Source organism: Streptomyces sp. NPDC051243, from assembly GCF_044455405.1.
Lineage (GTDB): Bacteria > Actinomycetota > Actinomycetes > Streptomycetales > Streptomycetaceae > Streptomyces.
In genome coordinates this window covers 400,690-422,100 of sequence record NZ_JBITES010000010.1, presented here as the reverse complement: position 1 = coordinate 422,100, position 21,411 = coordinate 400,690, and the positions used below count along the sequence as shown (strand labels likewise).

The following is a 21,411-nucleotide window of genomic DNA, read 5'->3' as shown; positions in this document are numbered from 1 at the left end:
CGGGTGCGGTCGTGTGGGGTGCTGCGAGTGGTGCGGTTCTGAAGGTCGTGCGGTGCGGGGGCCGCGCGGTGTGCCGTCTGGGGTGTGCCGTGTGCCCCTGACGCTCTGCGTACCCATCGTGGCGCCACACCATGGGCCCTCCGGGCGCTGGACCGTCCGGATCAGTCCTCCGCGGCGGGCGTCCTGCGGCGCAGCCGGTACACCGCGCCGCCCATGGCACCCGCGATCAGGACGCCGCCGGCGACCAGTGCGGGGACGGAGTCCGTGAAGGCACCGCCCGCGCCTGCCCGCACACCGTGCTCCGTGGCCGCGCTGCCGCAGTCCTCCCCGCGCGACTGGCCCTGGCCCCAGTGGGCCTCGGTTTCCCTCCGGTTCGAGTAGGGCTCGCTCATGTGGGGCTGGGTAGCGTCCGAACGGGGCTCGGCACAGGGATGACGGCTACCGCCGTCGTTGCCGTCCTTGCCGCCCTCAGGACCGCCCTGGCCGCCCTCGGTACCGCCCTGGCCGCCTTCCGGAACGCTCTGGCCGCCCTCGGTGTCGCCCTGGCCAGTGCCATCCTTGCCGCCACCGCCCCCGCCGCCGCTGTCCGTGCCTCCGCCTCCGCCGCCGTCGCCGTCGCCGTCGCCGTCGCCGTCGCGGGCCACCGTGAACGTCGCGCTCCACGGCTTGCCCTCCCCGCCGGTTGCCGCCGGACAGGTTCCGTCGACGGTCCACGCGGACTCGGATCCGACCGCGTCCGGGTCGCCCTCGAAGTTCCCGGCCGGCGGTATACGGGCGGTGCCGCTGTAGGCGGTCCCTGCCGCCTTCTCGTCGTTGCCGGACACCTGCTGCAGCTGGACGGTGCCCTCCTCGAACGCCTGCGAGGTGGCGTCGACGGTGGCGGGCGCCTGCCCGTCGAGCGTGTCGCAGGAGACGGACACGTTCACGCTGCCGCCCGGGGAGACCGTGCCGGGGCTGACCTCCGCGGCCGGGTCCGACCAGGCGGCCGAGGCGGCGAAGCCCAGGACGACTCCGACCAGAGCGGCGACGGACAGGGCACGGGCGGTGCGGCGCATGGCGTGGACTCCTTCGGTCGGCGGCTGCGGGGATACGGCGGTCTTGCCCCCGCTGCCATGACAGCCCGCCCTGCGCCCGGGCGCGCGCGGCCGGACACCATTCGCGGGACGAGGGCGGCCGAGCGGGTGACGCCGTGGACCGGGCGAGAGGCCGACGCGAGTTCGGTTTCCGAACCGAGGCCGCCACAGCACGTCCGGTCTCCCAACCGACACCGCCACAGCACGTCCGGTCTCCCAACCGACACCGCCACCGCCGGTCCGCCGCCCCCGACGCACCCACCCGTCAGTTCATCAGTGCCGCCAAGTCCCGCTCCAGGCCCCGCCCCCGCCTGCTGACGACGCCGGACGCGACGTCCGCCAGCTTGCGGTTGGTGCCCTGTGAGATGCGGCGCAGTACGGCGAAGGCCGCGTCGGCGTCGCAGCCGAGGACGTGCATGACGATGCCGCACGCCTGGTCGACGACGGGCCGGGAGCGCAGGGCGGTGCCGAGGTGGCCGAGTTCGGTGAGCGCGGCGCGGTAGGAGCGGTCGCGGACCAGGCAGCTCGCGGCGAGTTCGCCGAGTGGCCGCACGGGCCCGTGCGAGGCGTTGGCCAGGGCGCCGGCCCGGAAGCTGTAGAGGCTGAGCGTCACCGTGAGCCCGGAGCGGCGGAACGGCAGCGTGACGCTGGACCGCACGCCCGAGTCGAGCGCCACGGCGCGGTACTGGGGCCAGCGCTCGTCGCGCAGCAGGTCGGCCGAGTCGACGGGCTCGCCGCGTTCCAGCGCGTCCGGAATGGGCCCGTCCCCGGAGCGGAGCTGTACGGCGACGAGTCCGGCGAGGTCGGGATGGGTGACGGCGGCCGGCCGTTCGGCGTCCGCCTCGCACACCATGCTGCTCGCGCCGCAGCAGTCGGCGGTGCAGCGCACGGCCTGCTGGGCCAACTCCGACAGCCTGCGCCCCGGAAGGGCGGCCTCGGCCGACTCGTCCCCCCAGCGATCCACCTGTTCGTGAGCGGGCATCCTCGACTCCTCCTCCTTTGTGCGCGTGTGCCCCGTCCCGGACCGGGAAAACAACAGGCGAACAGGTCGGGCCGGTTGCTCCCCGGCGCCCCGGAACACCTCGTCGCCAGCTAGGTTCGTCACCATGACGCAGACGGACGAATTCGGTGAAGAGCTCGTGGACTTCGTGCGCCGCGTCGCGGAACTCAAGGCGGCACGGTCCGTCTCCGGCGGGGATCTGCCGACGGTCCTTGACGCGGCCATCTTCGAACTCGACCACGTCGCCGACCAGTTGTGGCCCTGGTACGAGCGGCTGTCCGCGGGCGGACGGCCCCGTACGGGCTCCGCCGACCGCCAGGAGCAGCACCTGCTGCGCGCGGTCTTCCAGCGGTTCCCGCTGCCGGTCGCACTGGTGGACCGGGAGGCGGTGGTGCGTCGGCTGAACTTCGCGGCGACGTCGTTCACGGGCGTCCGCGCGGGCTATGCGACGGGCCGCCCGCTGACCGCCCTGCTCGCCCACGCCGACCGGGCGGCGTTCCGTTCCCAGACCGCGGCCGTGGCGCGCGGCGAGGGCGACCGCAGCCTCACCGTGCACCTGCAGCAGCAGCCGTCCGCACCGGTCCACACCACCCTGGCCGCCGTACGCCCGAGCGGTGAGCCGCACCCGACCGTGCTGGTGGTGCTGCAGCCCGGCGATCCCCGGGCACCCGGCACCCCGCCCGCCATCGCCACGTCGGCGCCCCCGGTCCCGGATCTCACCGAGACGACCCGGCACGCGGCCCTGATGGACCTCCTGGACGAGATGACCACGGCCCTGCTGACCGTCCCGCGCGGCGACCGCGACGCGGTCGTCCGCCGGGCGGCCCAGGTCCTCCACGGCCGCTTCGCCGACTGGGTGATCGTCGACATGGGCAGCGCCAGGATGTCCCGTACGACGGTGCTGGCCCCCTCGGCCGAGGAGGCGGCCGCACTCGCGGAACGGGACCCGGCCCTGTCCCCCCTGGTCACGGAGGCGACACGCACCGGGTCCCCGTCCCTCCAGGTCCGCCCCGAGGACCCGGACGCCTTCGGCAGAACCGCTCAGGGCGCCCCCGTCCTCGTACAGGCGAACGTCACATCACTGCTGTGCGTGCCCCTGAGGGTCGGGGGCGCCGTACAGGGCGCACTCACCCTCTTCCGCTGCGGAGCCCGCCTGTCGTTCTCCATGGCGGAGGCGAAGGCGATGGACACGGTGTCCCGCCATATGGCGTTGGCGATGACCAACGCTCGTGATCAATACACCTAGGCCGTGTCCGCAAAGTCCCGCCTGCCCCGCCCTCCGGGCGGACGACGGGACTTTGCGGACACGACCTAGCGGGGCTCAGGCCACATCGCTGAGGACCTGTTCCCGCACCCGGCTGCAGCACCGGCTGATCAGCCGGGACACGTGCATCTGCGAGATCCCCAGCTGCTCGGCGATCCGGCTCTGGGTCATGTCCCCGAAGAACCGCATGTACAGGATGGCCCGCTCACGCTCGGGCAGCGCCGCCAGCCGGGGCGCGACGGCCTCGCGGTCGACCACGGTGTCCAGCGCGGGGTCGGCGGAGCCCAATGCGTCGCTCAGCGAGTACCCGTCGTCGCTGCCGGGCAGCTCCGCGTCCAGCGACAGGGCGGTGAAACTCTCCAGCGCCTCGAGGCCGACCTTGACGTCGGCCTCACTCATCTCCGCGTGCTCGGCGATCTCGGCGACAGTGGGCCTGCGGCCGGAGACGGTCTGCAGGTCCTGGACGGCGAACCGGACCCGGTTGCGCAGGTCCTGCACCCGGCGCGGCACATGCAGCGTCCACATGTGGTCGCGGAAGTGCCGCTTGATCTCGCCGGTGATGGTGGGCACGGCGTAGCTCTCGAAGGCGTTGCCGCGCTCGGGGTCGTACCGGTCGACGGCCTTGACCAGCCCGAGGGCGGCGACCTGCCGCAGGTCCTCGAAGCTCTCGCCGCGGCTGCGGAACCGCCCGGCGAGCCGGTCGGCCATGGGCAGCCACGCCTCGACTATCCGGTCTCGGACGGTGTCGCGCTGCTGCCCCGCGGGCAGCGTGGCGAGCCTGCGGAAGTCCTGCGCGGTGTCGGGGGCGTCGTCGTGCGGGTGGTGCTTCGCGCTCACTGAAGTGGGCATGGTGCGTCGCAACTCCCTTGGCTGTGCTCTGGTTTGGACGGTCACCGCGGGAGTGGAGGGCGCGTACCGGAACCGGACACACCCGTGGCGGGGAAACGCCGCTCCCACGGACGTGCCTCCTGTCCGAAGCACTGATGGTTCGCCTGCCCCCACGCCCGCGCCGCAAACACCGCGCCGGCGGACCGTCCCCTCAGCGGACCGGTGCCGCCCGCTCCGGCCTGTCGTCCTCCTGCTCCCGCGGCAGCAACAGATCCTCGTAACGGCCCAGCGCCAGCACCACGCCGAGCATGACGAGCGGGAGCAGCACAGCGAGCAGCACCATGGCCTGGTCCTTCCCCAGAACGTGCGCGGGGGGCGGCAGCCGGGTCTCCCTCCTTCCGGTGGGCAAACCCTGTGTCGGCCCCCGGTGTGCGGGTACGCGGTGCGCAGCGCCGAGGATCTGGAGGGAGTCATGCAGCGAGGCAGTGACCGGCTGAGCGTTCACCGTGACGACGAGATGAAGCACGAACTGCAGGGGCTGCTGCGGTCCGGGCATCCCACACGGACCGAGGAGTGGCACGATCCGGAGCCGTCCGCCGAGGACGATCCGCAGGTCGCGCGCGGGCCGGTGGGATGGCCGGGGCCGTCGGCGGCTTCCTTGGAGACGGTCCGGCTGGAGCTGGCGCGGATCCTGGGCCGTAGTGCCTTCCCGGCGAGCCCCCGGGAGTTGATCGGTGAGCTGCGCCGCGGGTATGCGCCCGACGCCCTCGTCGAGTCGCTGGAGCGCCTGCCGCGTTCGACGCGCTACGCCAATGTCCAGGAGCTGGCCGAGGACCTGACCGGCGCCGGGCGGTCCGCCCGGCGGAGGAACGCATAGCGCCCCGGCCGGCGGGTGCCGCGGGCCGGGTCGCGTCGGCGCGGCCGCGGTACCCGCACCGGTCGGGTGCGTCGAGGAGGGCCAGAGATGGCTGTGTTCGTGAAGGACGTCATGACTCCGGGCGTGGTCGCCGTCCGCCCGGACGCCTCGCTCGTCGAGGCGGCGCAGCTGATGCGCACGCAGGACATCGGCGATGTGGTGGTGGCCGACGGACAACAGGTCGTGGGCGTGCTCACCGATCGTGACATCACGGTACGGGCGGTCGCGGACGGCGCTGATCCGCTGACCGTGAGCGTCGAGTCGGTGTGCTCCCCGAACCCGGTGGTGGTCGGCCCGGCCGAGCAATTGTCCGTGGCGATCTCCCTGATGCGCGAGCACGCCGTACGGCGGCTGCCGGTCATCGAGGAGGGCCTGCCGGTCGGCGTCATCAGCCTCGGGGACCTGGCCGAGACCCAGGATCCGGACTCGGCGCTGGCGGAGATCAGCCGTGCGGCTCCGGACGAGTGAGCGCATGGCGCGGGTGGAGTGGCCGTATGACATGGGCTCGGGTGACCGTGTGAGCCGGGTCCGTGACCGTACGAGCGGGGCCGGGTGATCGTATGAGCCGCGACCAAGCCGCCGAGATCAGCCCCTCCGGCGCCACCGTGGACGTCGGCGAGGCCACCACCCGCTATCTGCTGTACGGGCTGCTGCCGAGCTGGTTCGTTCCGGGAGTGGCCGACTGGTGGATGCACCGGCGGACCCGGATCGAGGAGACGGCGGGCACCAAGGAGTCGCTCATCCACTCGCTGATGATGAGCGAAGTCGGCATCCCGATCGCGCTGACCCTCCGCTACGAGGTCAACCCTCTCCTGCTCACCGTGCAGTTGGGCGCGACCGCCGCGCACGAGGCGACGGCGCTGTGGGACGTGCGCACGGCCGTCGACAGCGAGCGTGAGGTGAAACCCGTCGAGCAGCACATCCACAGCTTCCTGGAGTCACTGCCGTTCGGCGCGCTGGCCTCGCTGATGTGCCTGCACGCCGACCAGGTGAAGTCGCTGCTGCGCGGCGGTCGCGGCGACGCCGACGCGTGGCGTCTCGTACCGCGCCGGCGGCCGCTGTCCCGTGGCTACCTGGCGGGCATCACGGCCGCGATCGGCACCTGCGTCCTGCTGCCGTACGGCGAGGAACTGCTGCGGTGCGTGCGCGCGGCCCGGCGGAACAGGAAGCGCACGAAGGACGACCAGGCCCGTCTCAGGGCCGGGGAAGGACGTTGAGGAATCATGCGTATCGCTTTTCTGACGGCGCCCGAGGGCGTCGAGGAGGTCGAGCTCACCGAGCCCTGGCGGGCCGCGGTGGACGCCGGCCACGAGCCGGTGCTCGTGTCGACGAAGCCCGGCACGATCCAGGCCTTCCACCATCTCGACAAGGCGGAGAAGTTCCCGGTGCAGGAGGTCGTGGGCGAGACGTCGGCGCAGTCCTTCGGCGGGCTGGTCCTGCCGGGCGGTGTGGCCAACCCGGACTATCTGCGGATGAACCGCAAGGCCGTCGCGTTCGTGCGGGACTTCTTCGACCGGGGCCTGCCGGTGGCCTCGATCTGCCATGCCGCGTGGACGCTGGTGGAGGCGGACGTCGTGCGCGGGCGGGTGCTGACGTCCTGGCCGAGCCTGCAGACCGACATCCGCAACGCGGGCGGCACCTGGGTCGACGAGCAGGTGCGGATCTGCGACCACGGACCCAACAAGCTGGTCACCAGCCGTAAGCCGGACGACCTGAAGGCGTTCTGCGAGACGTTCCTGGATGTGTTCGACAGGGAGGCGAGGGAGACAGTCTGATGGCGGACCGCAAGCAGGAGCAGCGGGAGTTCCACCGGGCGGACGACCCCGCGGGAGGGCCGCTCACCACCGATCAGGGAGTGCAGGTCGACCACACCGACGACTCGCTCGCCGCCGGCGAACGCGGGCCGACGCTGATGGAGGACTTCCACTTCCGGGAGAAGCTCACCCACTTCGACCACGAGCGGATCCCGGAGCGGGTGGTGCACGCGCGCGGGGCGGGCGCGTACGGCTATTTCGAACCGTACGAGTCCTGCGCGGAGTTCACGCGCGCGGCGTTCCTCCAGGATCCGTCCGTGCGGACCCCGGTGTTCGTACGGTTCTCCACCGTGCAGGGGCCGAAGGGCTCGGCGGACACGGTGCGGGACGTGCGCGGCTTCGCGACCAAGTTCTACACCTCGGAGGGGAACTACGACCTGGTCGGGAACAACTTCCCGGTCTTCTTCATCCAGGACGGCATCAAGTTCCCCGACTTCGTGCACGCGGTGAAGCCGGAACCGCACAACGACATCCCGACCGGTGCCTCCGCGCACGACACCCTGTGGGACTTCGTGTCGCTCCAGCCGGAGACACTGCACGCGATCATGTGGCTGATGTCGGACCGGGCGATCCCGCGCAGTTACCGCATGATGCAGGGCTTCGGCGTGCACACGTTCCGGTTCGTGAACGCCGAGGGGCGCGGTACGTTCGTGAAGTTCCACTGGAAGCCGAAGCTGGGCGTGCACTCGCTGGTGTGGGACGAGGCGCAGGAGTGCCAGGGCCGTGACCCGGACTTCAACCGGCGGGACCTGTGGGACGCCATCGAGGCGGGCGAGTACCCGGAGTGGGAGCTGGGCGTCCAGCTCGTGGCGGAGGAGGACGAGTTCGCCTTCGACTTCGATCTGCTGGACGCCACGAAGATCATTCCGGAGGAGCAGGTGCCGGTGCGGCCGATCGGCCGCATGGTGCTGGACCGCAACCCGGAGAATTTCTTCGCGGAGACCGAGCAGGTCGCCTTCCACACGGCGAACGTCGTCCCCGGCATCGACTTCACCAACGACCCGCTGCTCCAGGCCCGCAACTTCTCCTACCTGGACACGCAGTTGATCCGCCTCGGCGGCCCCAACTTCAGTCAACTGCCGGTGAACCGCCCGGTGGCGCCCGTGCGCACGAACCAGCGCGACGGCTACCACCAGAGCGCGCTGCACAGCGGCACGAACTACTTCCCGAACTCCCTGGGCGGCGGCTGCCCGGCGCACGCGGGTGCCGACGCGGGCGCGTACACGCACTACGCCGAGCGCGTCGACGGCGCCAAGATCAGGCGGCGGAGCCCGAGTTTCCAGGATCACCACAGCCAGCCCGCGATGTTCTGGAACAGCATGGCGGACTGGGAGAAGGAGCACATCGTCGCGGCCTTCCGGTTCGAGCTGGGCAAGGTCGGCTCGAAGGAGGTGCGGGCCCGTACGGTCGAGCAGCTCGCCCAGGTGAACGGCGACCTGGCGACCCAGGTGGCGCGCGGCGTCGGGGTTCCGGTGCCGTCCGGGAACCAGGCGGCGGACAAGCTGTCCTCGCCCGCGCTGAGCCTGGAGTCCCTGCCCGGCGACGGCTCGATCCGCACCCGGCAGATCGCGGTTCTCGTCACCGACGGTGTCGACACCGCCCAGGTCACGTCGGTGCGGGAGGCACTGACGGCCCGGGGTGCGATCGTGGAGGCGCTGGCGCCCACGGACGGATCGGTGACGGGTGCCGACGGTGACCGGTGCGCGGTCGACCGCGCGCTGCCGACCGTGGCCTGCGTGCTCTACGACGCCGTACTGCTGCCCGGCGGCCCCGTCGGCACTCCGAGCACGGCCGCGGACCAGGACGCGATGCGCTTCGTCCGGGACGCCTACCGGCACGGCAAACCGGTCGGCGCGCTCGGCTCCGGGGTGGGCGTCCTGGCCGCCCTGGAACCGGAGGGCGTACGGCTGTCCGCCGAGTTCCACCACCCGGTGGCCGATCAGGGCGTGGTGACGGACACCTCACCGGGTCCGGCGAGCGAGGACTTCCTGCGGGCCTTCACGGCCGCCGTCTCGGACCACCGCCACTGGGGCCGACGGCCGGTGCGCCACTGAGCGCCACCGGGGCGAACCACGGGGGCCGCGAGCGGGTGCGCCCGGAGTGAGCGTCCAGCGGGGCCCACCGGCGCACCACCGCGGCATACGAGCACGCTGCCGTGCACCCCATGGCACGCGAAGCCCCATCACGGCAGGCTGCCGCCCTGCCCGTCCCGTCCTGCCGCCCGTCGCCGGGGCTCCCGTGCCCGGAGCGCTCCTCCCGCGCCGCTCAGGTCACCCCCGGCGGGGCCGTCGGTGCCGGGCTGCCCGGCGCGCGGTCGCGGGCGCCCTCGCGGGTGCGGCCCGAGGCGACGGTGCGGCGCGGATTGCGGCGCAGGTACTCGCCCTCCAGCTGCGCCATGCGGTGGTTGTGGGCCCGCAACGCGTCGTTCGAGCCGTAGAGCAGCGTGTCGTGGCGCGTCCGGTGGATGGTCTCCAGCTCCTTCATGAGCTGTTGGTCGTCCAGCCGGCCGGGGTCGACTCCGTTCATGGTGGTGCCCCGCTCATCGTGTTCGGTCATGCGGTCCGGGTACCCGCCCGTTGAGCACACAGCCCCCGAGCGAGGTACGGGAGACAGCCATGGATCTCGCCTTTCTGCATCCACTGTACGAACACCCCGGGCCCTGGGCCTCCGTGTACGTCGACACCTCCAGGCACACGGCGGACACCCCCCATGAGCGGCATCTGACCGCGCAGGCCCTGTCCCGGGAACTGTCCGAGCTGGGCTGCGACCAGGCGACCTGCCGGGCCGTCCGGAACGCGCTGGAGGAGTTGGAGCACTCCTCCGAGCCGCACGGCCGCGCGATCTTCGCCCGAGCGGGTGAGGTGGTACTGGATCCGCCGCTGGCCCGCGCCCCGCTGCGCGACAGCGCCTTCTGGGCACCGCTGCCGCACACCGCGCCGCTGCTGGAGCTGGCCGGTGAGGACCCGGTCTGCGTGGTGGCCTACGTCGACCGCAGGGGCGCCGCCTTCGAGCTGCGCACCGCACTGGGCCGGCAGGACGTCGGCTCGGTCACCGGCCGGCAGCACCCCGTGCACCGGACGAGCACGGCCGACTGGTCGGAGCGGCATTTCCAGCTCAAGGTGGAGAACACCTGGGAGCACAACGCGACCGAGATCGCCGACGCGCTCTCCGTCTGCCAGGAGGAGACCCGCGCCGACCTGCTGATCCTGGTCGGCGAGGACCGGGAGCGGCGGACCGTGCGCGAGCGACTGCCGAAGCGGCTGCAGGACCTCGCGGTGGAGGCCCGGCACGGCACCGGCAGCAGGCTGCTCGACGAGGACGTCGAACAGGCCCGGGAGGAGCACGTACGGCAGCGGGCGGAGCGCGAGCTGGAGCGGTTCCTGGCGGCCCGCGAACCGGGTCCCGAAGGGCGTGCCGGTGCCGCGGAGGGCGTGCCGGCGCTGATCGAGGCGGCTCGCGAGCACCGTATCGACGAGCTGCTGATCCGCCCCGACGGCCCGGACGCGCGCCGCGAGGTGTGGATCGGCGAGGACCCGGACCAGTTGGCCGTGCGCCGTACGGACCTGAGGACCCTGGGCGAGCAGGACTCCTGGCCGGCCCGGGCCGACGACGCGCTGATCCGCAGCGCGGTCGTCACGGGCGCGGCAGCGGTCTCGGTGGCGCCGGCCGCCGGAGCGGCGCAGGAAGACGCACCCGTGGGCGGCCTGGGCGCGCTGCTGCGCTGGCCGTGACCAACGCGGCCCCAGCGCGCCCGCTCCACCCGCCGCTCGTCCCACACCGCCTCCGCCCTCTCGCCGACCCGCCCGCCGCTGCCGAAGACCAGGAAACCGAGGACCCTCGGCGAGCAGGACTCCTGACCATCCCCGGCCGACGACACGCTGATCCGCAGCCGGTCGTCACAGGCGCGGCAACGGTCTCAGTGGCGGCGCAGGAAGACGCACCCGTGGGCGGCCTGGGCGCGCTGCTGCGCTGGCCGTGACCACGCGGCCCTAGCGCGCCCGCTCAACCCGCCGCTCGTCCCACACCGGCTCCGGAGTCTCGCGGACCCGCCCGTCGCTGCCGAAGACCAGGAAGCGGTCGAAGGAGCGGGCGAACCAGCGGTCGTGGGTGACGGCGAGCACCGTTCCGTCGAAGGCCTCCAGTCCCTCCTGGAGGGCCTCGGCGGACTCCAGGTCGAGGTTGTCGGTCGGCTCGTCCAGGAGCAGGGCTGTGGCGCCCTCCAGCTCCAGCAGAAGGATCTGGAAGCGGGCCTGCTGACCGCCGGAGAGCCGGTCGAAGGCCTGCTCGGCCTGGTTGGTCAGCTCGTAGCGGCGCAGCCGGGACATGGCGGCGCCCCGGTCCTGGGCGTGTTCCTTCCACAGGATGTCGAGGAGGGTCCGGCCGATCAGCTCGGGATGGGCGTGCGTCTGGGCGAAGTGCCCGGGCACCACCCGCGCGCCCAGCCTCCACTCCCCCGTGTGCGCCACGTCCTCCCCCGCCAGCAGGCGCAGGAAGTGCGACTTGCCGGAGCCGTTGGAGCCGAGGACGGCGACGCGTTCGCCGTAGAAGACCTCCAGCGAGAACGGCTTCATCAGACCCGTGAGCTCGAGCCCCTCGCAGGTGACGGCCCGCACCCCGGTACGGCCGCCCTTCAGGCGCATCCGGATGTCCTGCTCGCGCGGCGGCTCGGGCGGCGGCCCCGCCTCCTCGAACTTGCGCAGGCGGGTCTGGGCGGCGCGATAGCGGGAGGCCATGTCGGGGCTGTTCTCGGCGGCTTGACGGAGTGTCAGGACCAGCTTCTTCAGCTGGGCGTGCTTCTCGTCCCAGCGTTTGCGCAGCTCCTCGAAGCGGGCGAATCGCTGGCGCCGTGCCTCGTGGTACGTCGTGAAGCCACCGCCGTGCACCCAGGCGTCGGCGCCGACGGGCGAGGGCTCTACGGAGACGATCTTCTCGGCGGCCCGGGCGAGGAGTTCACGGTCGTGGGAGACGAAGAGAACCGTCTTGCGGGTCTCCTTCAGCCGCTCCTCCAGCCACCGCTTGCCGGGCACGTCGAGGTAGTTGTCCGGCTCGTCGAGCAGCAGCACCTCGTCGGTGCCGCGCAGCAGCGCCTCCAGCACCAGCCGCTTCTGCTCGCCGCCGGACAGGGTCCGCACCTGCCGCCACTGCGCCTTCTCGTACGGCACGCCGAGCGCGGCCGTGGTGCACATGTCCCACAGCGTCTCGGCCTCGTACCCGCGCACCTCGGCCCAGTCGGCGAGGGCCTGCGCGTACTTCAGCTGGGCGGCCTCGTCGTCGACGGTCATGATGAGGTGCTCGGCCCGGTCGACGGCCTGCGCTGCCTCGCGGATGCGCGGCGGCGCGACCGACACGAGCAGGTCCCGTACGGTCGTCTCGTCCCGTACCGAGCCCACGAACTGCCGCATCACGCCGAGCCCGCCACTGACGGTGACGGTGCCGCCGTGCGGTTTCAGCTCCCCGGAGATCAGCCGCAGCAGGGTCGTCTTCCCGGCCCCGTTGGGCCCGACCAGCGCCACGACGGCCCCTTCTCCCACCCGGAAGGACACGTCGCCGAGCAACGCCCTCCCGTCGGGGAGGTAGTACTCGAGGTGTGCGGCTTCCAGATGTCCCATGGGGCCGAATTCTGCGGGCCGCCGCAGATCCCGGGCAAACTCTTATTCAGAACGCCGGCCCCGTGGGCGCGCCCACAGGGGCGCGGGGAACCGCGCGAGGAACCACCACGAGCCCGCACCCGGCGCGACAGCAATCCCCCTACGGCGCATCCCCGGCAAAAGGCCACCCCGCGGGCCCACCCTCCCCCGCGGGAGCCACAACCGCCCCCGCCCAGGCCAGCGCCTTCCACCCCTGCGCAGGCGACCCTTCGAGAATCACGACCCCCGTGTTCTCCAGTGGATGCGCGGCGGCGAACGGCACATCCACGTTGTCCGCACGAGCAGCGGTCCACATCCGGATCGCCGCGCCATGGCTCACCATGGCAACGGTCCCGGCCCCGCTCCCCGCCGCCTCCGCCACCACCGCGTCGTAGCGCGCCAGCGCCTCCGCCCCGCTCTCCCCGCCCGGCATCCGCAGCTCCGTGTCGCCGTCCGCCCAGGCGAACACCGTCTTCATGTAGAGAAGGCCCTGCTCGGATTCGCCGGGCAGCATCTCCAGGTCGCCCGCGGAAAGCTCGCGGATGCCGTCCCGCACGATGACGTCGAGGCCTCGGGCGGCGGCCAGCGGGGCGGCCGTGAGCTGGGTGCGGATCAGATTGGAGACGTAGATCGCCTCGATGTCCTCACCGGCCAGGGCCGCGGGGAGGGCCGCCGCCTGTCCTTCGCCCAGTGCGGTCAGACCGGGGCCGGGGACGGCCGTGTCGAGCAGATGGTCCACGTTCGACGGGGTCTGGCCGTGACGTATCAGGAGCAGGCGCATGTGCGGGTTCCTTTGTGTGTCGGTCACTGTCGGCCGGACAGCAATCGGCCACTTCAGGGTACCCAGGCCTGTATGAGCCCAGACGTCGACCTCACCGTCCCCAAGCCCGGCCGGCATGCCCTGCGCGACCGGCTCCTCGCCCTCGACTCCCGGCTGTTCGAGTTCGCCGCCGAGCAGCACTGGCCGTATGCCGCGCCCGTGCTGCCGCGGCTGAGCCGGAGCGCGAATCACGGGGTGCTGTGGTTCGCGACGGCCGCCGTCATGGCGGCCAGCCGCACACCACGGGCGCGTCGGGCCGCGGCGCGGGGCCTCGCCTCGCTGAGCCTGGCCTCGCTGACCATCAACACCCTCGGCAAGCGATCGGTACGTCGCCCCCGGCCCGTCCTGGACCCCGTACCGCTGGTGCGCCAGCTCAAGCGGCAGCCGATCACCACCTCGTTCCCGTCCGGGCACGCCGCGTCGGCGGCCGCGTTCGCGACCGGTGTCGCCCTGGAGTCGCCGGCGTGGGGGCTGGCCGTGGCCCCGATCGCCTGGTCGGTGGCGCTGTCCCGGGTGTACACGGGCGTCCACTTCCCGAGCGACGTGCTGGCGGGCGCTGCCCTGGGAGCGGGTGCCGCGTTCGCCGTACGGGGCATGGTGCCGACGCGCGACCGGCTGATCCCGCCGGCCCGGCCCCGTACCGATGTGCCGGCGCTGCCGGACGGGGACGGCCTGGTCGTGGTGGCCAACAAGGGGTCGGGCACCGCCGACCGGGTGCACGCCCTGCTGGACTCGCTGCCGCGCGCCGAGGTCGTCGAGTGCGAACCGGAGGACACCCGCGCCGAGTTGCAGAAGGCGGCGACCCACGCCCGGGTGCTCGGTGTGTGCGGCGGCGACGGCACGGTGAACGCGGCCGCGGAGGTCGCGATGCGGCACGGTCTGCCGCTCGCGGTCCTGCCCGGCGGCACGATGAACCACTTCGCGCACGACCTGGGCGTGGAGGACGCACGCGATCTGAGCCGGGCCGTCCGGCACGGACAGGCCGTGCGCGTGGACGTGGGCCGGTTCACCTGCGACGGCCGGCAGGGGCTGTTCCTCAACACCTGCAGTCTGGGTGTGTATCCGGAACTGGTGCGCCAGCGGGACCACTTCTCGCCCCGCATCGGCGCCTGGCCCGCCGGGGTGCTCGCGGCCCTGCGCGTCCTGCGCAGCGAACGCCACCCCCTGCACGCCGAAGTCGCCGGCCGCAACCACCCGTTGTGGCTGATGTTCGCCGGGAACGGCACCTACCACCGGGTGGGCCTAGCCCCCGCCCGGCGCCTCGACCTCGCGGACGGCGTACTCGACGTACGGGTCGTGCACGGCGGCCGGCGCCCCGCCCTGCGCCTGCTCGCGGCCGCCCTCGCCGGCCCGCTGACCCGCTCGCCGGCCCATGCGGCGGTCCAGGTGGGCCGGCTGCGTCTGACAGGTGTCACGCCGGGGGCGCTCCTCGCGTACGACGGCGAAGTCACCGAGGTGGGGGGCGAGGTGACGCTGGAGAAGCTGCCGGAGGCACTGACGGTCTACCGCCCGCTGCCCGGACCTGGACTTGCCTGACGCCCCGCCAGCCCAACGCTTGTCCAGATACTGAAACACAGGTCTCATCATTCGACATGCGGGGCGTACGGTGTCGAGTACCGCCCGGCGGGGCCGTGCGCCCCGGGAGCCGGTACGTCGAGACGAGGGGAACAGCCATGTCGAAGGCACAGCCACAGGCGCGGCCGAAGGCTCAGGAGACCGCCGTCTACACGCACGGGCACCATGAGTCCGTGCTGCGTTCGCACACCTGGCGCACCGCGGCCAACTCCGCCGCCTACCTGCTCGGCTCGCTCACCCCGGACATGCGGATCCTGGACGTGGGCTGCGGCCCCGGCACGATCACCGCGGACCTGGCGGCCCTGGTTCCCGACGGGCACGTCACGGGCGTCGACCGGGCGCCGGAGATCCTGGAGCAGGCCCGGGCCACGGCCGCCGGACGCGGTCTGACGAACGTCGACTTCGCGGTCGCGGACGTGCACGCCCTGGACTTCCCGGACGACACGTTCTGCGTCGTGCACGCCCACCAGGTGCTCCAGCACGTCGGTGATCCGGTGGGTGCCCTGCGCGAGATGAGGCGGGTGACCAGACCGGGCGGCTTCATCGCGGTGCGCGACTCGGACTACGCGGCCATGACCTGGTATCCGGCGTCCCAGGGGATGGACGCCTGGCTGGACCTGTACCACCGGGTCGCCCGCGCCAACGGCGGGGAGCCGGACGCCGGGCGCCGGCTGAAGTCCTGGGCGCTGGCGGCGGGGCTCACCGACGTCACGGCCACGTCGAGCACCTGGACCTTCTCGGCACCGGACGAGCGGGCCTGGTGGAGCGGTCTGTGGGCGGACCGGACGCTGGCCTCGGCGTATGCCGAGCGGGTCACCGAGGGCGGGCACGCGACCACGGAGCAACTGCGGGCCGTGTCGGAGGCCTGGCGGGAGTGGGGGCGGCAGGAGGACGGCTGGTTCAGCGTGCTGCACGGGGAGATTCTGTGCCGTAAGGACGCCTGAACCGCTGAATTCGGGAAACCCGGATCGCAGGAGGTTCACAATGGTTCCCATTCTGCTGGTGTTGCTGCTGGTGCTGATTCTCTTCGGTGCCGGTTTCGCACTTGACGTGCTCTGGTATATCGCGATCGCAGTGCTCGTTCTGTGGTTGCTGGGATTCCTGCTGCGCGGTACCACCGCAGCCGGGGGCAGGGGCCGCTGGTACCGGTGGTGAGCGGGCCCCGGGGAAACTCAAGTCCCGAATCAGTCCCGGGGAAGCAGCGGTCCGAGCGGCCCGAGGTCCAGATTCAGGTCCTCGGGCCGCAGCCCGTAACGCTCGCGCAGTTCGGCCATACGCTCTTCGAGGAGCATCAGCGTCAGCCCGATCCGCTCCTCCTGCTCCTCGCTCAGTTCGCCCGTGTCGAAGCGGCGCAGCGCCTGGCGTTCCATGAGCTGGCGCAGCAACTCCACGACCGTCAGGACGAGTTTCACCAGGTCGCGTTCGACGGTGTCGGGTTCGAGGTCCAGCCGGCCTCGCTTCGATGTCACGTCAGCTCTCCCCAGGGGGACGGGACCTGCTCGTTGACGGAGCTGATCAGGGCGTTCAGGTCGATGCGGACGAGGTCCACGTCGGCGATGCGCAGGGTGATGTCCCCCGTGACGACGACGCCCCCGGCGAGCAGCCGGTCGAGCAGGTCCACGAGGGCGATCTCGCGGCGTTCGACGACGGTCACGGCCCCACCTCCGGCTCCTCCTCCGCGAACTCCGCCGTGAAGGAATAGGCCGCCCAGGGCCCGGTGAGTTCCAGCCGAATACCCGGGGCATCGTCTTTCTCCCGGTCCACGAGTTCCACGAATTCCTCGGAATCCGCGCGCGGCACCAGATAGGCGGCGTTGAGGACGTTCTGTCCGGAGGCCCCGGAAAGCGCGGAATTCTGGGGGGCGTGCAGCCGTGATTCCTCGGCGAAGGCGGAGAGCTTTTCGTGCAGCCGGCCGGCGAATACGGCGGCATTCTGCCACCTGTCCTCACGGGCCCGGGTCTGCGAACGGCGCCGGCGCAGATAGTCACGGCCGGACACGGCGTCGGCCCCCGCCCGTCCGGTCGCCGCGGGAGCAGCGGTCTCCCCCTCGGCGGCCGCCGGCTCGGCGTACACCTTGACGCCCCACTCCACCCGCCCCTCCAACCGGTCGAGCACCCGCCCGAAGTCCTCCTCACGCGCCTCCATCATGGTCCGTACGCCGCTGTCGTCCCGGAACACGGTGGCCAGCCGCAGGGGCAGCGGGGTGGTGACCACGGTGAGGGCGTCGATGACCTGCTGGTGGGCGCGGGCCGTCGCGGCGAGCCAGTCCAGGTCCTCCAGGTGGGCGCGCAGCGGTTCCTCGGCGAAGTCGGCCTCCGGCACCGCGCTGACGACGGCGACCAGGCCGTGGTGCGTGAGCTGCTTCGGCGGCGCACCGGCGACTCCGGTCAGCTGGGCCTGGAGGGCGGAGCGAAAGGGGCGGCAGACGGCGTAGACGTAGCGGAGTGCGGTCATGGCGCCTCCTCCTCTCCCCGGCCAGGCTCCAGCTGGGCCAGGCGCTCGCGCAACTCGGCGTTCTCCCGGGCGAGTTCATTGCGGCGGGCGCGGGAGGACAGCGCGGGGTCGTCCTCCCACCAGTCGATGCCCATCTCCTTGGCCTTGTCGACCGAGGCGACGACGAGACGCAGCTTGACGGTGAGGAGCTCGATGTCGAGCAGGTTGATCCGGATGTCACCGGCGATCACCACGCCCTTGTCGAGCACCCGCTCCAGGACATCGGCGAGGTTGGTGCCACCGCCCTGAGCGTAGGGCTCGGGCAGCCGGCCGGGCATCGTCATCGTCGGCTCCCGCCACCGGCGTACTCGGCCTCGTCCTCATCCTCGGACTCGTCCTCGTACTCCTCGTCGTACTCGTCCTCGGGTTCGTCTTCGTCCGCTCGCTCCGCGTCCTCGCCCTCTTCGTCCTCCTCCTCGTCTTCCTCTTCGTCCTCCTCGTACTCGTCCTCGGGTTCCTCGTCCTCGGCGTACTCGCCGGTCTCGCCGTTCCCCTCGTCTCCTTCGTACTCCTCCTCGTCCTCCTGCGCGACCGCCTCCTCATGGCTGCGGACGACCTCGCCGTCACGGATCTCGCCGCGCCAGCCGTCCTCCGCCTCTCCCTTGAGGGTGATGAAGCGGACGTAGTTCTTCAGATCGAGGCGGGCCCGGCGGCCCTGGGCGCGCCAGAGGTTGCCGGTCTTCTCGAACAGACCCTTGGGGTAGTACTCGATCACCAGCAGGACGCGGGTCAGGTTCTCGCCGAGGCGGTGGAAGGACACGACACCCTTCGTGGTGCCCTTGCCGCCCTCCGAGGTCCAGGCGATCCGGTCGTCCGGTACCTGTTCGGTGGTGTGCGCCTTCCAGCTGCGGTTGGACCAGAAGACCTTGAGCTGCCAGTCGGAGGTCGTGTCGTCGGCGCGGTTCGCGCTCTTCACGCCCTTCGCGAAGGTGCTGAAGTCCTGGTACTGGGTCCACTGGTCGTAGGCGGTGCGCAGCGGCACGCCCACGTCGACGTACTCCATGATGACGGTGGGCTTGTTGCCGACGCCCTTGCGCTTGCCCTTGCCGCCCTTGCCGCCGCCGAGGTTCTTGAACGCGTCGACCACGCTGTCCTTGGCGTGCGTGGCACCGGCCTCCAGTGCGCTGCGCAGTGGTCCCTTGCCCTCGGCCAGCTTGCGGCCGCCGTCGAGGGCGAGCTTGCCCAGGCCGGGGCTGCGGCCCTCGGCGATGTCGTTCAGCTTGAGCGTGGCCTCGCCGAGCTTTCGTCCCGCGCCGACCAGCAGCCGCTGGGTCTGCGCGGCGAGGTACTCCTGCAGCTCGGCCTTGAACCGGTCGGCGGCCGCGCTCTGGGCCACCCCGGCGAGTGGTTGCTTCGCCGCTCCGCGGGCCGCGGAGCTCGCGGATCCGAGCGTCTCGGTCATCGCCCCTCACCGCCCTTCGACTGGCGCGCCCGGCCGCCGCCGGCGGACCCGGCGGTCCCGGCCGTCTTCCGGGCGGCCGGCTTGCCGGCGCCGCTCCGCTTCGCCGCGGTCTTCCTGGGCGCTGTCCTCCCGGCGGCTGTCTTCTTCGCCGCCGTCTTCTTGGCGGACGCCTTCTTCGCCGGCTTCTTGCCGGACTGCTTCGCCGAGGACCGCTTCCCCGCCGCCTTCCCGGACGGCTCCTCGGCCTCGGCTTCCCCGGCGTCCCCGGTTTCCTCGGCTTCCTCGCGTCCCTCGGGCTCCTCCGCGTCGTCGCGGTCGTCGTCCTGCGCGCGCGGTTCCTCGTTCTCGGTCTCCTCGTCGGTCTCCTCGCCGTCCCCGCCGAGGTCCGGCTTCGGGACCGCGCCCGACAGTTGCTCGCGCACCTTGGTGGTACGTCCGTGCAGCCGGTCGGCGAGCGTGTCGAGCTGGCGCTCGACCAGGGCGCCGGACGCCGCGTCGCCGACGCCGCGCAGATCCTCGCGCAGCTGGTCCCCGATCTCCTTGAACTGGGGGTTCTTCAGGAGCTGTTGGGAAACCATGTCCGTGACGGCCCGCGGGCTCAGGTGCATCCGCTTGCCGGCCACGAGGCTGCCGACGGCCAGCGCCATCTTCAGTTTCCTCGTCCGCCCGAGGAAGTATCCGGCCCCTATCGCGAGGCCCATGCCCACTCGGTTCATCATGCTGTCCCGTCGCTGTTCCCTGTCCCTGCGCGCAGGCCGATCTCCAACCGGTCGAGGAGTTCGTCCTCACGGCGGTCGAACTCCTCCTCGCTGATCTCGCCCGCGGTCAGCTCCTCCTCCAGGCGCGCCAGTTCGGCCCGCACCGCGGCAGGGTCGTAGTAGAGGCGTTCCGCCTCACGCAGCACCTGCTCGATCACCCATGCGCTGCCGCGCACCGGGGCGAACGGCAGCAGCAGCACCTCTCCGATCAGTCCCACGGCACTCACTCCTTCGCCGTGTCGCCGCCGGCCACGCTCTCCGCGGGCTCGGCGGGGCCGGGCTCGACGAAGCTGTACGGCGGCAGTGGGCCGGTGACGCGCAGCTCGAGGTGCGGATGGCCCTCGCGGAGCTGCTCGACGGCGGCCAGGAACGGCTCGACGGCGTCGCGGCCGACCAGGAACGACACGTTGGCGAGCCAGCCGGTGGAGTCGGGCCCGGCACTGACCGCGTCCGCGGCCGGTTCCAGGGTGTGCCGCACATCGACCGCGTCGTCGGCCTCCTGGGCCTTGACCGCGGCGACCACCATCTCGCCGAGCCGGAGGCGCTCCTCGTAGGAACCGCCGCCGGCCTGCCGGTTGGCCTCCGTCATGGCCCGGATCTCCGGGTTCGCGGCCAGCACCCGGTGCAGCACGGCCTCCTCGGCATGGGTGGCCTTCACGTTGTACTCGACCTTGCCGTCGAGGGCCGTGAGCCGCTCCTTGTAGTGCTCGGCACGCTCGGCGAGGACCGAGGTGACCGCGTCGTCGTCGGGGGCGACGCTGCCGAACCGCATGGGCAGCACGCAGCCGGCCGAACCGGCCTCGGCGAGCACGTTCGAGTGGGCGAGCAGTTCCCTGCGCTTGGGACGCAGGTCCTCGGGGGCGTCGCTGACCAGGGCGGCGAGCGCCCCCTCCTTCAGGACGCGCACCGGGCGCGGCGGCTCGCCCACGCCGCCGAGGTCCTCCGAAAGCGCGGGATGTGAACTCGCGGTGATGCCGTACACGTACGTGCTCACTCCTGCTCCTCCTTCCTGCGCGTCGTGGTGGACTTGCGGGCGCGCCTGGGCCGCTCCTCGCCCTGCCGCTCCTCACCTTCGTCACGTGCCTGCTTGAAGGCGTCGGAGATGGTCTCGGCGGCGCCGGACAGCGCCCCCTTGGACTTGCCGCGCGCGCCGGACTCGGTGATCTCGCCGACCATGTCGGGCAGGCCGGGGGACTTGCGCGGCCCGGCCTCCAGGTCGAGTCGGTTGCACGCCTCGGCGAAGCGCAGATAGGTGTCGACGCTGGCCACGACGACACGGACGTCGATCTTCAGGATCTCGATGCCGACCAGGGAGACCCGTACGAACGCGTCGATGACGAGTCCCCGGTCGAGTACGAGCTCGAGTACGTCGTAGAGGCCGCTGCTGCCGCCTCCGCCGCCGGTCTGCTGTGCCGGGACAACGGTCATGCCGACCGTTCCTCCTTGTCTCAGGACGTTGTGCCGGGCGCTGGCGGGCGACCTACCGGCCGCCGGGCCTGTGTGCGTCGGAGCGCCCACGTTCGTAGCGGCGCACGCGCCGGTACCCCGTGAGCTGTCCTTCGGGGTCGAGATCGACCTGGTAACTCGCCATCAGGCTCATCGTGTCGGGGACGCGGGTCAGTTCCAGGACCTCGATCTCGAGCGTCCAGCCGTCCTCCGAGTGCTCGAAGGACGTCACTGTCTCCACGTTCATGCCGGTGAGTTCGGCGAGCTGGCTCCGTGCCTGACGCAGGACCTCCATCGGGGTCGGCTGTCCGTCCGCCCCGCCCGTCTGTCGTCTGGATGACTTGGGTGTGTTCTGTGAATCATTCATGGGCGCCTCCCGCGCCGAGTGACCTGGA

Annotated in this window: 27 protein-coding genes; 10 read left to right on the top strand and 17 right to left on the bottom strand. The window is 72.0% G+C overall.

Features of this window, described 5'->3' with window-relative positions; translation table 11 throughout:
• Positions 1-161: 161 nt before the first annotated feature.
• Together ACIBAG_RS27045 and ACIBAG_RS27040 are read right to left on the bottom strand one after the other, a co-directional pair.
• Positions 162-1,055 (bottom strand): hypothetical protein, encoded by an 894-nt coding sequence (locus ACIBAG_RS27045; protein ID WP_399108285.1) that lies wholly within the window; start codon positions 1,053-1,055, stop codon positions 162-164.
• A 283-nt stretch (positions 1,056-1,338) separates the two neighbouring features.
• Entirely contained in the window at positions 1,339-2,055 is a 717-nt protein-coding gene (locus ACIBAG_RS27040; protein ID WP_399108283.1) for an ANTAR domain-containing response regulator, read from the bottom strand.
• Between the two features lie 124 nt (positions 2,056-2,179).
• On the opposite strand from ACIBAG_RS27040, the gene ACIBAG_RS27035 reads away from it, so the two are divergent.
• Complete coding sequence (locus ACIBAG_RS27035; RefSeq protein ID WP_399108281.1) at positions 2,180-3,319, top strand: PAS domain-containing protein; 1,140 nt, start codon at positions 2,180-2,182, stop codon at positions 3,317-3,319.
• Positions 3,320-3,394: 75 nt separating this feature from the next.
• Here the strand turns inward: ACIBAG_RS27035 and ACIBAG_RS27030 are convergent, their stop codons facing one another.
• Entirely contained in the window at positions 3,395-4,186 is a 792-nt protein-coding gene (locus tag ACIBAG_RS27030) for an RNA polymerase sigma factor SigF (protein WP_399108279.1), read from the bottom strand.
• 190 nt (positions 4,187-4,376) lie between these two features.
• The gene (locus tag ACIBAG_RS27025; RefSeq protein WP_399108278.1) at positions 4,377-4,508 is read right to left on the bottom strand and encodes a hypothetical protein; all 132 of its coding nucleotides are present in this window, start codon (positions 4,506-4,508) and stop codon (positions 4,377-4,379) included.
• A 129-nt stretch (positions 4,509-4,637) separates the two neighbouring features.
• Here ACIBAG_RS27025 and ACIBAG_RS27020 point away from each other — a divergent pair, with 129 nt between their 5' ends.
• The 5 genes from ACIBAG_RS27020 to ACIBAG_RS27000 all read left to right on the top strand — a co-directional run bounded on the left by ACIBAG_RS27020 (position 4,638) and on the right by ACIBAG_RS27000 (position 8,949).
• On the top strand, positions 4,638-5,042 hold the full coding sequence (locus ACIBAG_RS27020) for a DUF2795 domain-containing protein (protein ID WP_399108276.1): 405 nt from the start codon (positions 4,638-4,640) through the stop codon (positions 5,040-5,042).
• An 87-nt stretch (positions 5,043-5,129) separates the two neighbouring features.
• Positions 5,130-5,549, top strand: coding sequence for a CBS domain-containing protein (locus tag ACIBAG_RS27015; protein ID WP_399108274.1), 420 nt, complete (start codon positions 5,130-5,132; stop codon positions 5,547-5,549).
• A gap of 92 nt (positions 5,550-5,641) precedes the next feature.
• The gene (locus ACIBAG_RS27010; RefSeq protein ID WP_399108272.1) at positions 5,642-6,298 is read left to right on the top strand and encodes a diguanylate cyclase; all 657 of its coding nucleotides are present in this window, start codon (positions 5,642-5,644) and stop codon (positions 6,296-6,298) included.
• Between the two features lie 6 nt (positions 6,299-6,304).
• A complete protein-coding gene (locus ACIBAG_RS27005) occupies positions 6,305-6,856 on the top strand; it encodes a type 1 glutamine amidotransferase domain-containing protein (RefSeq protein WP_399108271.1) in 552 nt (183 codons plus the stop codon).
• Positions 6,856-8,949 carry a catalase gene (locus tag ACIBAG_RS27000; protein ID WP_399108269.1) on the top strand — a complete coding sequence of 698 codons (2,094 nt, stop codon included), beginning with the start codon at positions 6,856-6,858 and terminating at the stop codon, positions 8,947-8,949. The genes ACIBAG_RS27005 and ACIBAG_RS27000 overlap by 1 nt, the downstream gene beginning before the upstream one ends.
• Positions 8,950-9,160: 211 nt before the next feature.
• Here ACIBAG_RS27000 and ACIBAG_RS26995 read toward each other — a convergent pair whose 3' ends face one another.
• Positions 9,161-9,451 carry a DUF6158 family protein gene (locus ACIBAG_RS26995; RefSeq protein WP_399108268.1) on the bottom strand — a complete coding sequence of 97 codons (291 nt, stop codon included), beginning with the start codon at positions 9,449-9,451 and terminating at the stop codon, positions 9,161-9,163.
• A gap of 59 nt (positions 9,452-9,510) precedes the next feature.
• Here ACIBAG_RS26995 and ACIBAG_RS26990 point away from each other — a divergent pair, with 59 nt between their 5' ends.
• Positions 9,511-10,626: a Vms1/Ankzf1 family peptidyl-tRNA hydrolase gene (locus ACIBAG_RS26990; RefSeq protein ID WP_399108266.1), complete on the top strand. Its 1,116-nt coding sequence runs from the start codon at positions 9,511-9,513 to the stop codon at positions 10,624-10,626.
• 258 nt (positions 10,627-10,884) lie between these two features.
• On the opposite strand, the gene ACIBAG_RS26985 is transcribed toward ACIBAG_RS26990, so the two are convergent.
• Both ACIBAG_RS26985 and ACIBAG_RS26980 read right to left on the bottom strand, forming a co-directional pair.
• On the bottom strand, positions 10,885-12,504 hold the full coding sequence (locus tag ACIBAG_RS26985; RefSeq protein ID WP_399108264.1) for an ABC-F family ATP-binding cassette domain-containing protein: 1,620 nt from the start codon (positions 12,502-12,504) through the stop codon (positions 10,885-10,887).
• A 139-nt stretch (positions 12,505-12,643) separates the two neighbouring features.
• Positions 12,644-13,303, bottom strand: a complete 660-nt coding sequence (locus ACIBAG_RS26980) for a histidine phosphatase family protein (RefSeq protein WP_399108262.1) — start codon at positions 13,301-13,303, stop codon at positions 12,644-12,646.
• A gap of 72 nt (positions 13,304-13,375) precedes the next feature.
• Between ACIBAG_RS26980 and ACIBAG_RS26975 the strand changes: the two genes are divergently transcribed.
• The 3 genes from ACIBAG_RS26975 (at position 13,376) to ACIBAG_RS26965 (ending at position 16,072) form a co-directional block, all read left to right on the top strand.
• The gene (locus ACIBAG_RS26975; protein ID WP_399108261.1) at positions 13,376-14,878 is read left to right on the top strand and encodes a bifunctional phosphatase PAP2/diacylglycerol kinase family protein; all 1,503 of its coding nucleotides are present in this window, start codon (positions 13,376-13,378) and stop codon (positions 14,876-14,878) included.
• Between the two features lie 137 nt (positions 14,879-15,015).
• Positions 15,016-15,861: a class I SAM-dependent methyltransferase gene (locus ACIBAG_RS26970; protein ID WP_399108260.1), complete on the top strand. Its 846-nt coding sequence runs from the start codon at positions 15,016-15,018 to the stop codon at positions 15,859-15,861.
• A 40-nt stretch (positions 15,862-15,901) separates the two neighbouring features.
• Positions 15,902-16,072, top strand: coding sequence for a hydrophobic protein (locus ACIBAG_RS26965; RefSeq protein WP_399108258.1), 171 nt, complete (start codon positions 15,902-15,904; stop codon positions 16,070-16,072).
• Positions 16,073-16,101: 29 nt separating this feature from the next.
• On the opposite strand, the gene ACIBAG_RS26960 is transcribed toward ACIBAG_RS26965, so the two are convergent.
• Genes ACIBAG_RS26960 through ACIBAG_RS26915 form a run of 10 tightly spaced genes read right to left on the bottom strand, consistent with a single transcriptional unit; the run spans position 16,102 to position 21,383 of the window.
• Positions 16,102-16,386, bottom strand: coding sequence for a gas vesicle protein K (locus ACIBAG_RS26960; RefSeq protein ID WP_399108256.1), 285 nt, complete (start codon positions 16,384-16,386; stop codon positions 16,102-16,104).
• Complete coding sequence (locus ACIBAG_RS26955) at positions 16,383-16,571, bottom strand: gas vesicle protein (RefSeq protein WP_031475810.1); 189 nt, start codon at positions 16,569-16,571, stop codon at positions 16,383-16,385. The genes ACIBAG_RS26960 and ACIBAG_RS26955 overlap by 4 nt, the downstream gene beginning before the upstream one ends.
• Positions 16,568-17,371, bottom strand: a complete 804-nt coding sequence (locus ACIBAG_RS26950) for a GvpL/GvpF family gas vesicle protein (RefSeq protein ID WP_399108254.1) — start codon at positions 17,369-17,371, stop codon at positions 16,568-16,570. Before ACIBAG_RS26950 ends, ACIBAG_RS26955 begins: the two co-directional genes overlap by 4 nt.
• Positions 17,368-17,694: a gas vesicle protein gene (locus tag ACIBAG_RS26945; protein ID WP_399108253.1), complete on the bottom strand. Its 327-nt coding sequence runs from the start codon at positions 17,692-17,694 to the stop codon at positions 17,368-17,370. The genes ACIBAG_RS26950 and ACIBAG_RS26945 overlap by 4 nt, the downstream gene beginning before the upstream one ends.
• A complete protein-coding gene (locus ACIBAG_RS26940) occupies positions 17,691-18,812 on the bottom strand; it encodes an SRPBCC family protein (RefSeq protein ID WP_399108251.1) in 1,122 nt (373 codons plus the stop codon). Before ACIBAG_RS26940 ends, ACIBAG_RS26945 begins: the two co-directional genes overlap by 4 nt.
• Complete coding sequence (locus ACIBAG_RS26935) at positions 18,809-19,528, bottom strand: DNA primase (protein WP_399108327.1); 720 nt, start codon at positions 19,526-19,528, stop codon at positions 18,809-18,811. Before ACIBAG_RS26935 ends, ACIBAG_RS26940 begins: the two co-directional genes overlap by 4 nt.
• The gene (locus ACIBAG_RS26930) at positions 19,528-19,788 is read right to left on the bottom strand and encodes a gas vesicle protein GvpG (RefSeq protein WP_399108249.1); all 261 of its coding nucleotides are present in this window, start codon (positions 19,786-19,788) and stop codon (positions 19,528-19,530) included. Before ACIBAG_RS26930 ends, ACIBAG_RS26935 begins: the two co-directional genes overlap by 1 nt.
• Before the next feature lie 5 nt (positions 19,789-19,793).
• Entirely contained in the window at positions 19,794-20,564 is a 771-nt protein-coding gene (locus ACIBAG_RS26925) for a GvpL/GvpF family gas vesicle protein (RefSeq protein ID WP_399108247.1), read from the bottom strand.
• Positions 20,561-20,998, bottom strand: coding sequence for a gas vesicle structural protein GvpA (locus ACIBAG_RS26920; protein WP_399108245.1), 438 nt, complete (start codon positions 20,996-20,998; stop codon positions 20,561-20,563). The genes ACIBAG_RS26925 and ACIBAG_RS26920 overlap by 4 nt, the downstream gene beginning before the upstream one ends.
• 52 nt (positions 20,999-21,050) lie before the next feature.
• Positions 21,051-21,383, bottom strand: coding sequence for a gas vesicle protein (locus ACIBAG_RS26915; RefSeq protein WP_399108243.1), 333 nt, complete (start codon positions 21,381-21,383; stop codon positions 21,051-21,053).
• Between the last annotated feature and the right edge of the window lie 28 nt (positions 21,384-21,411).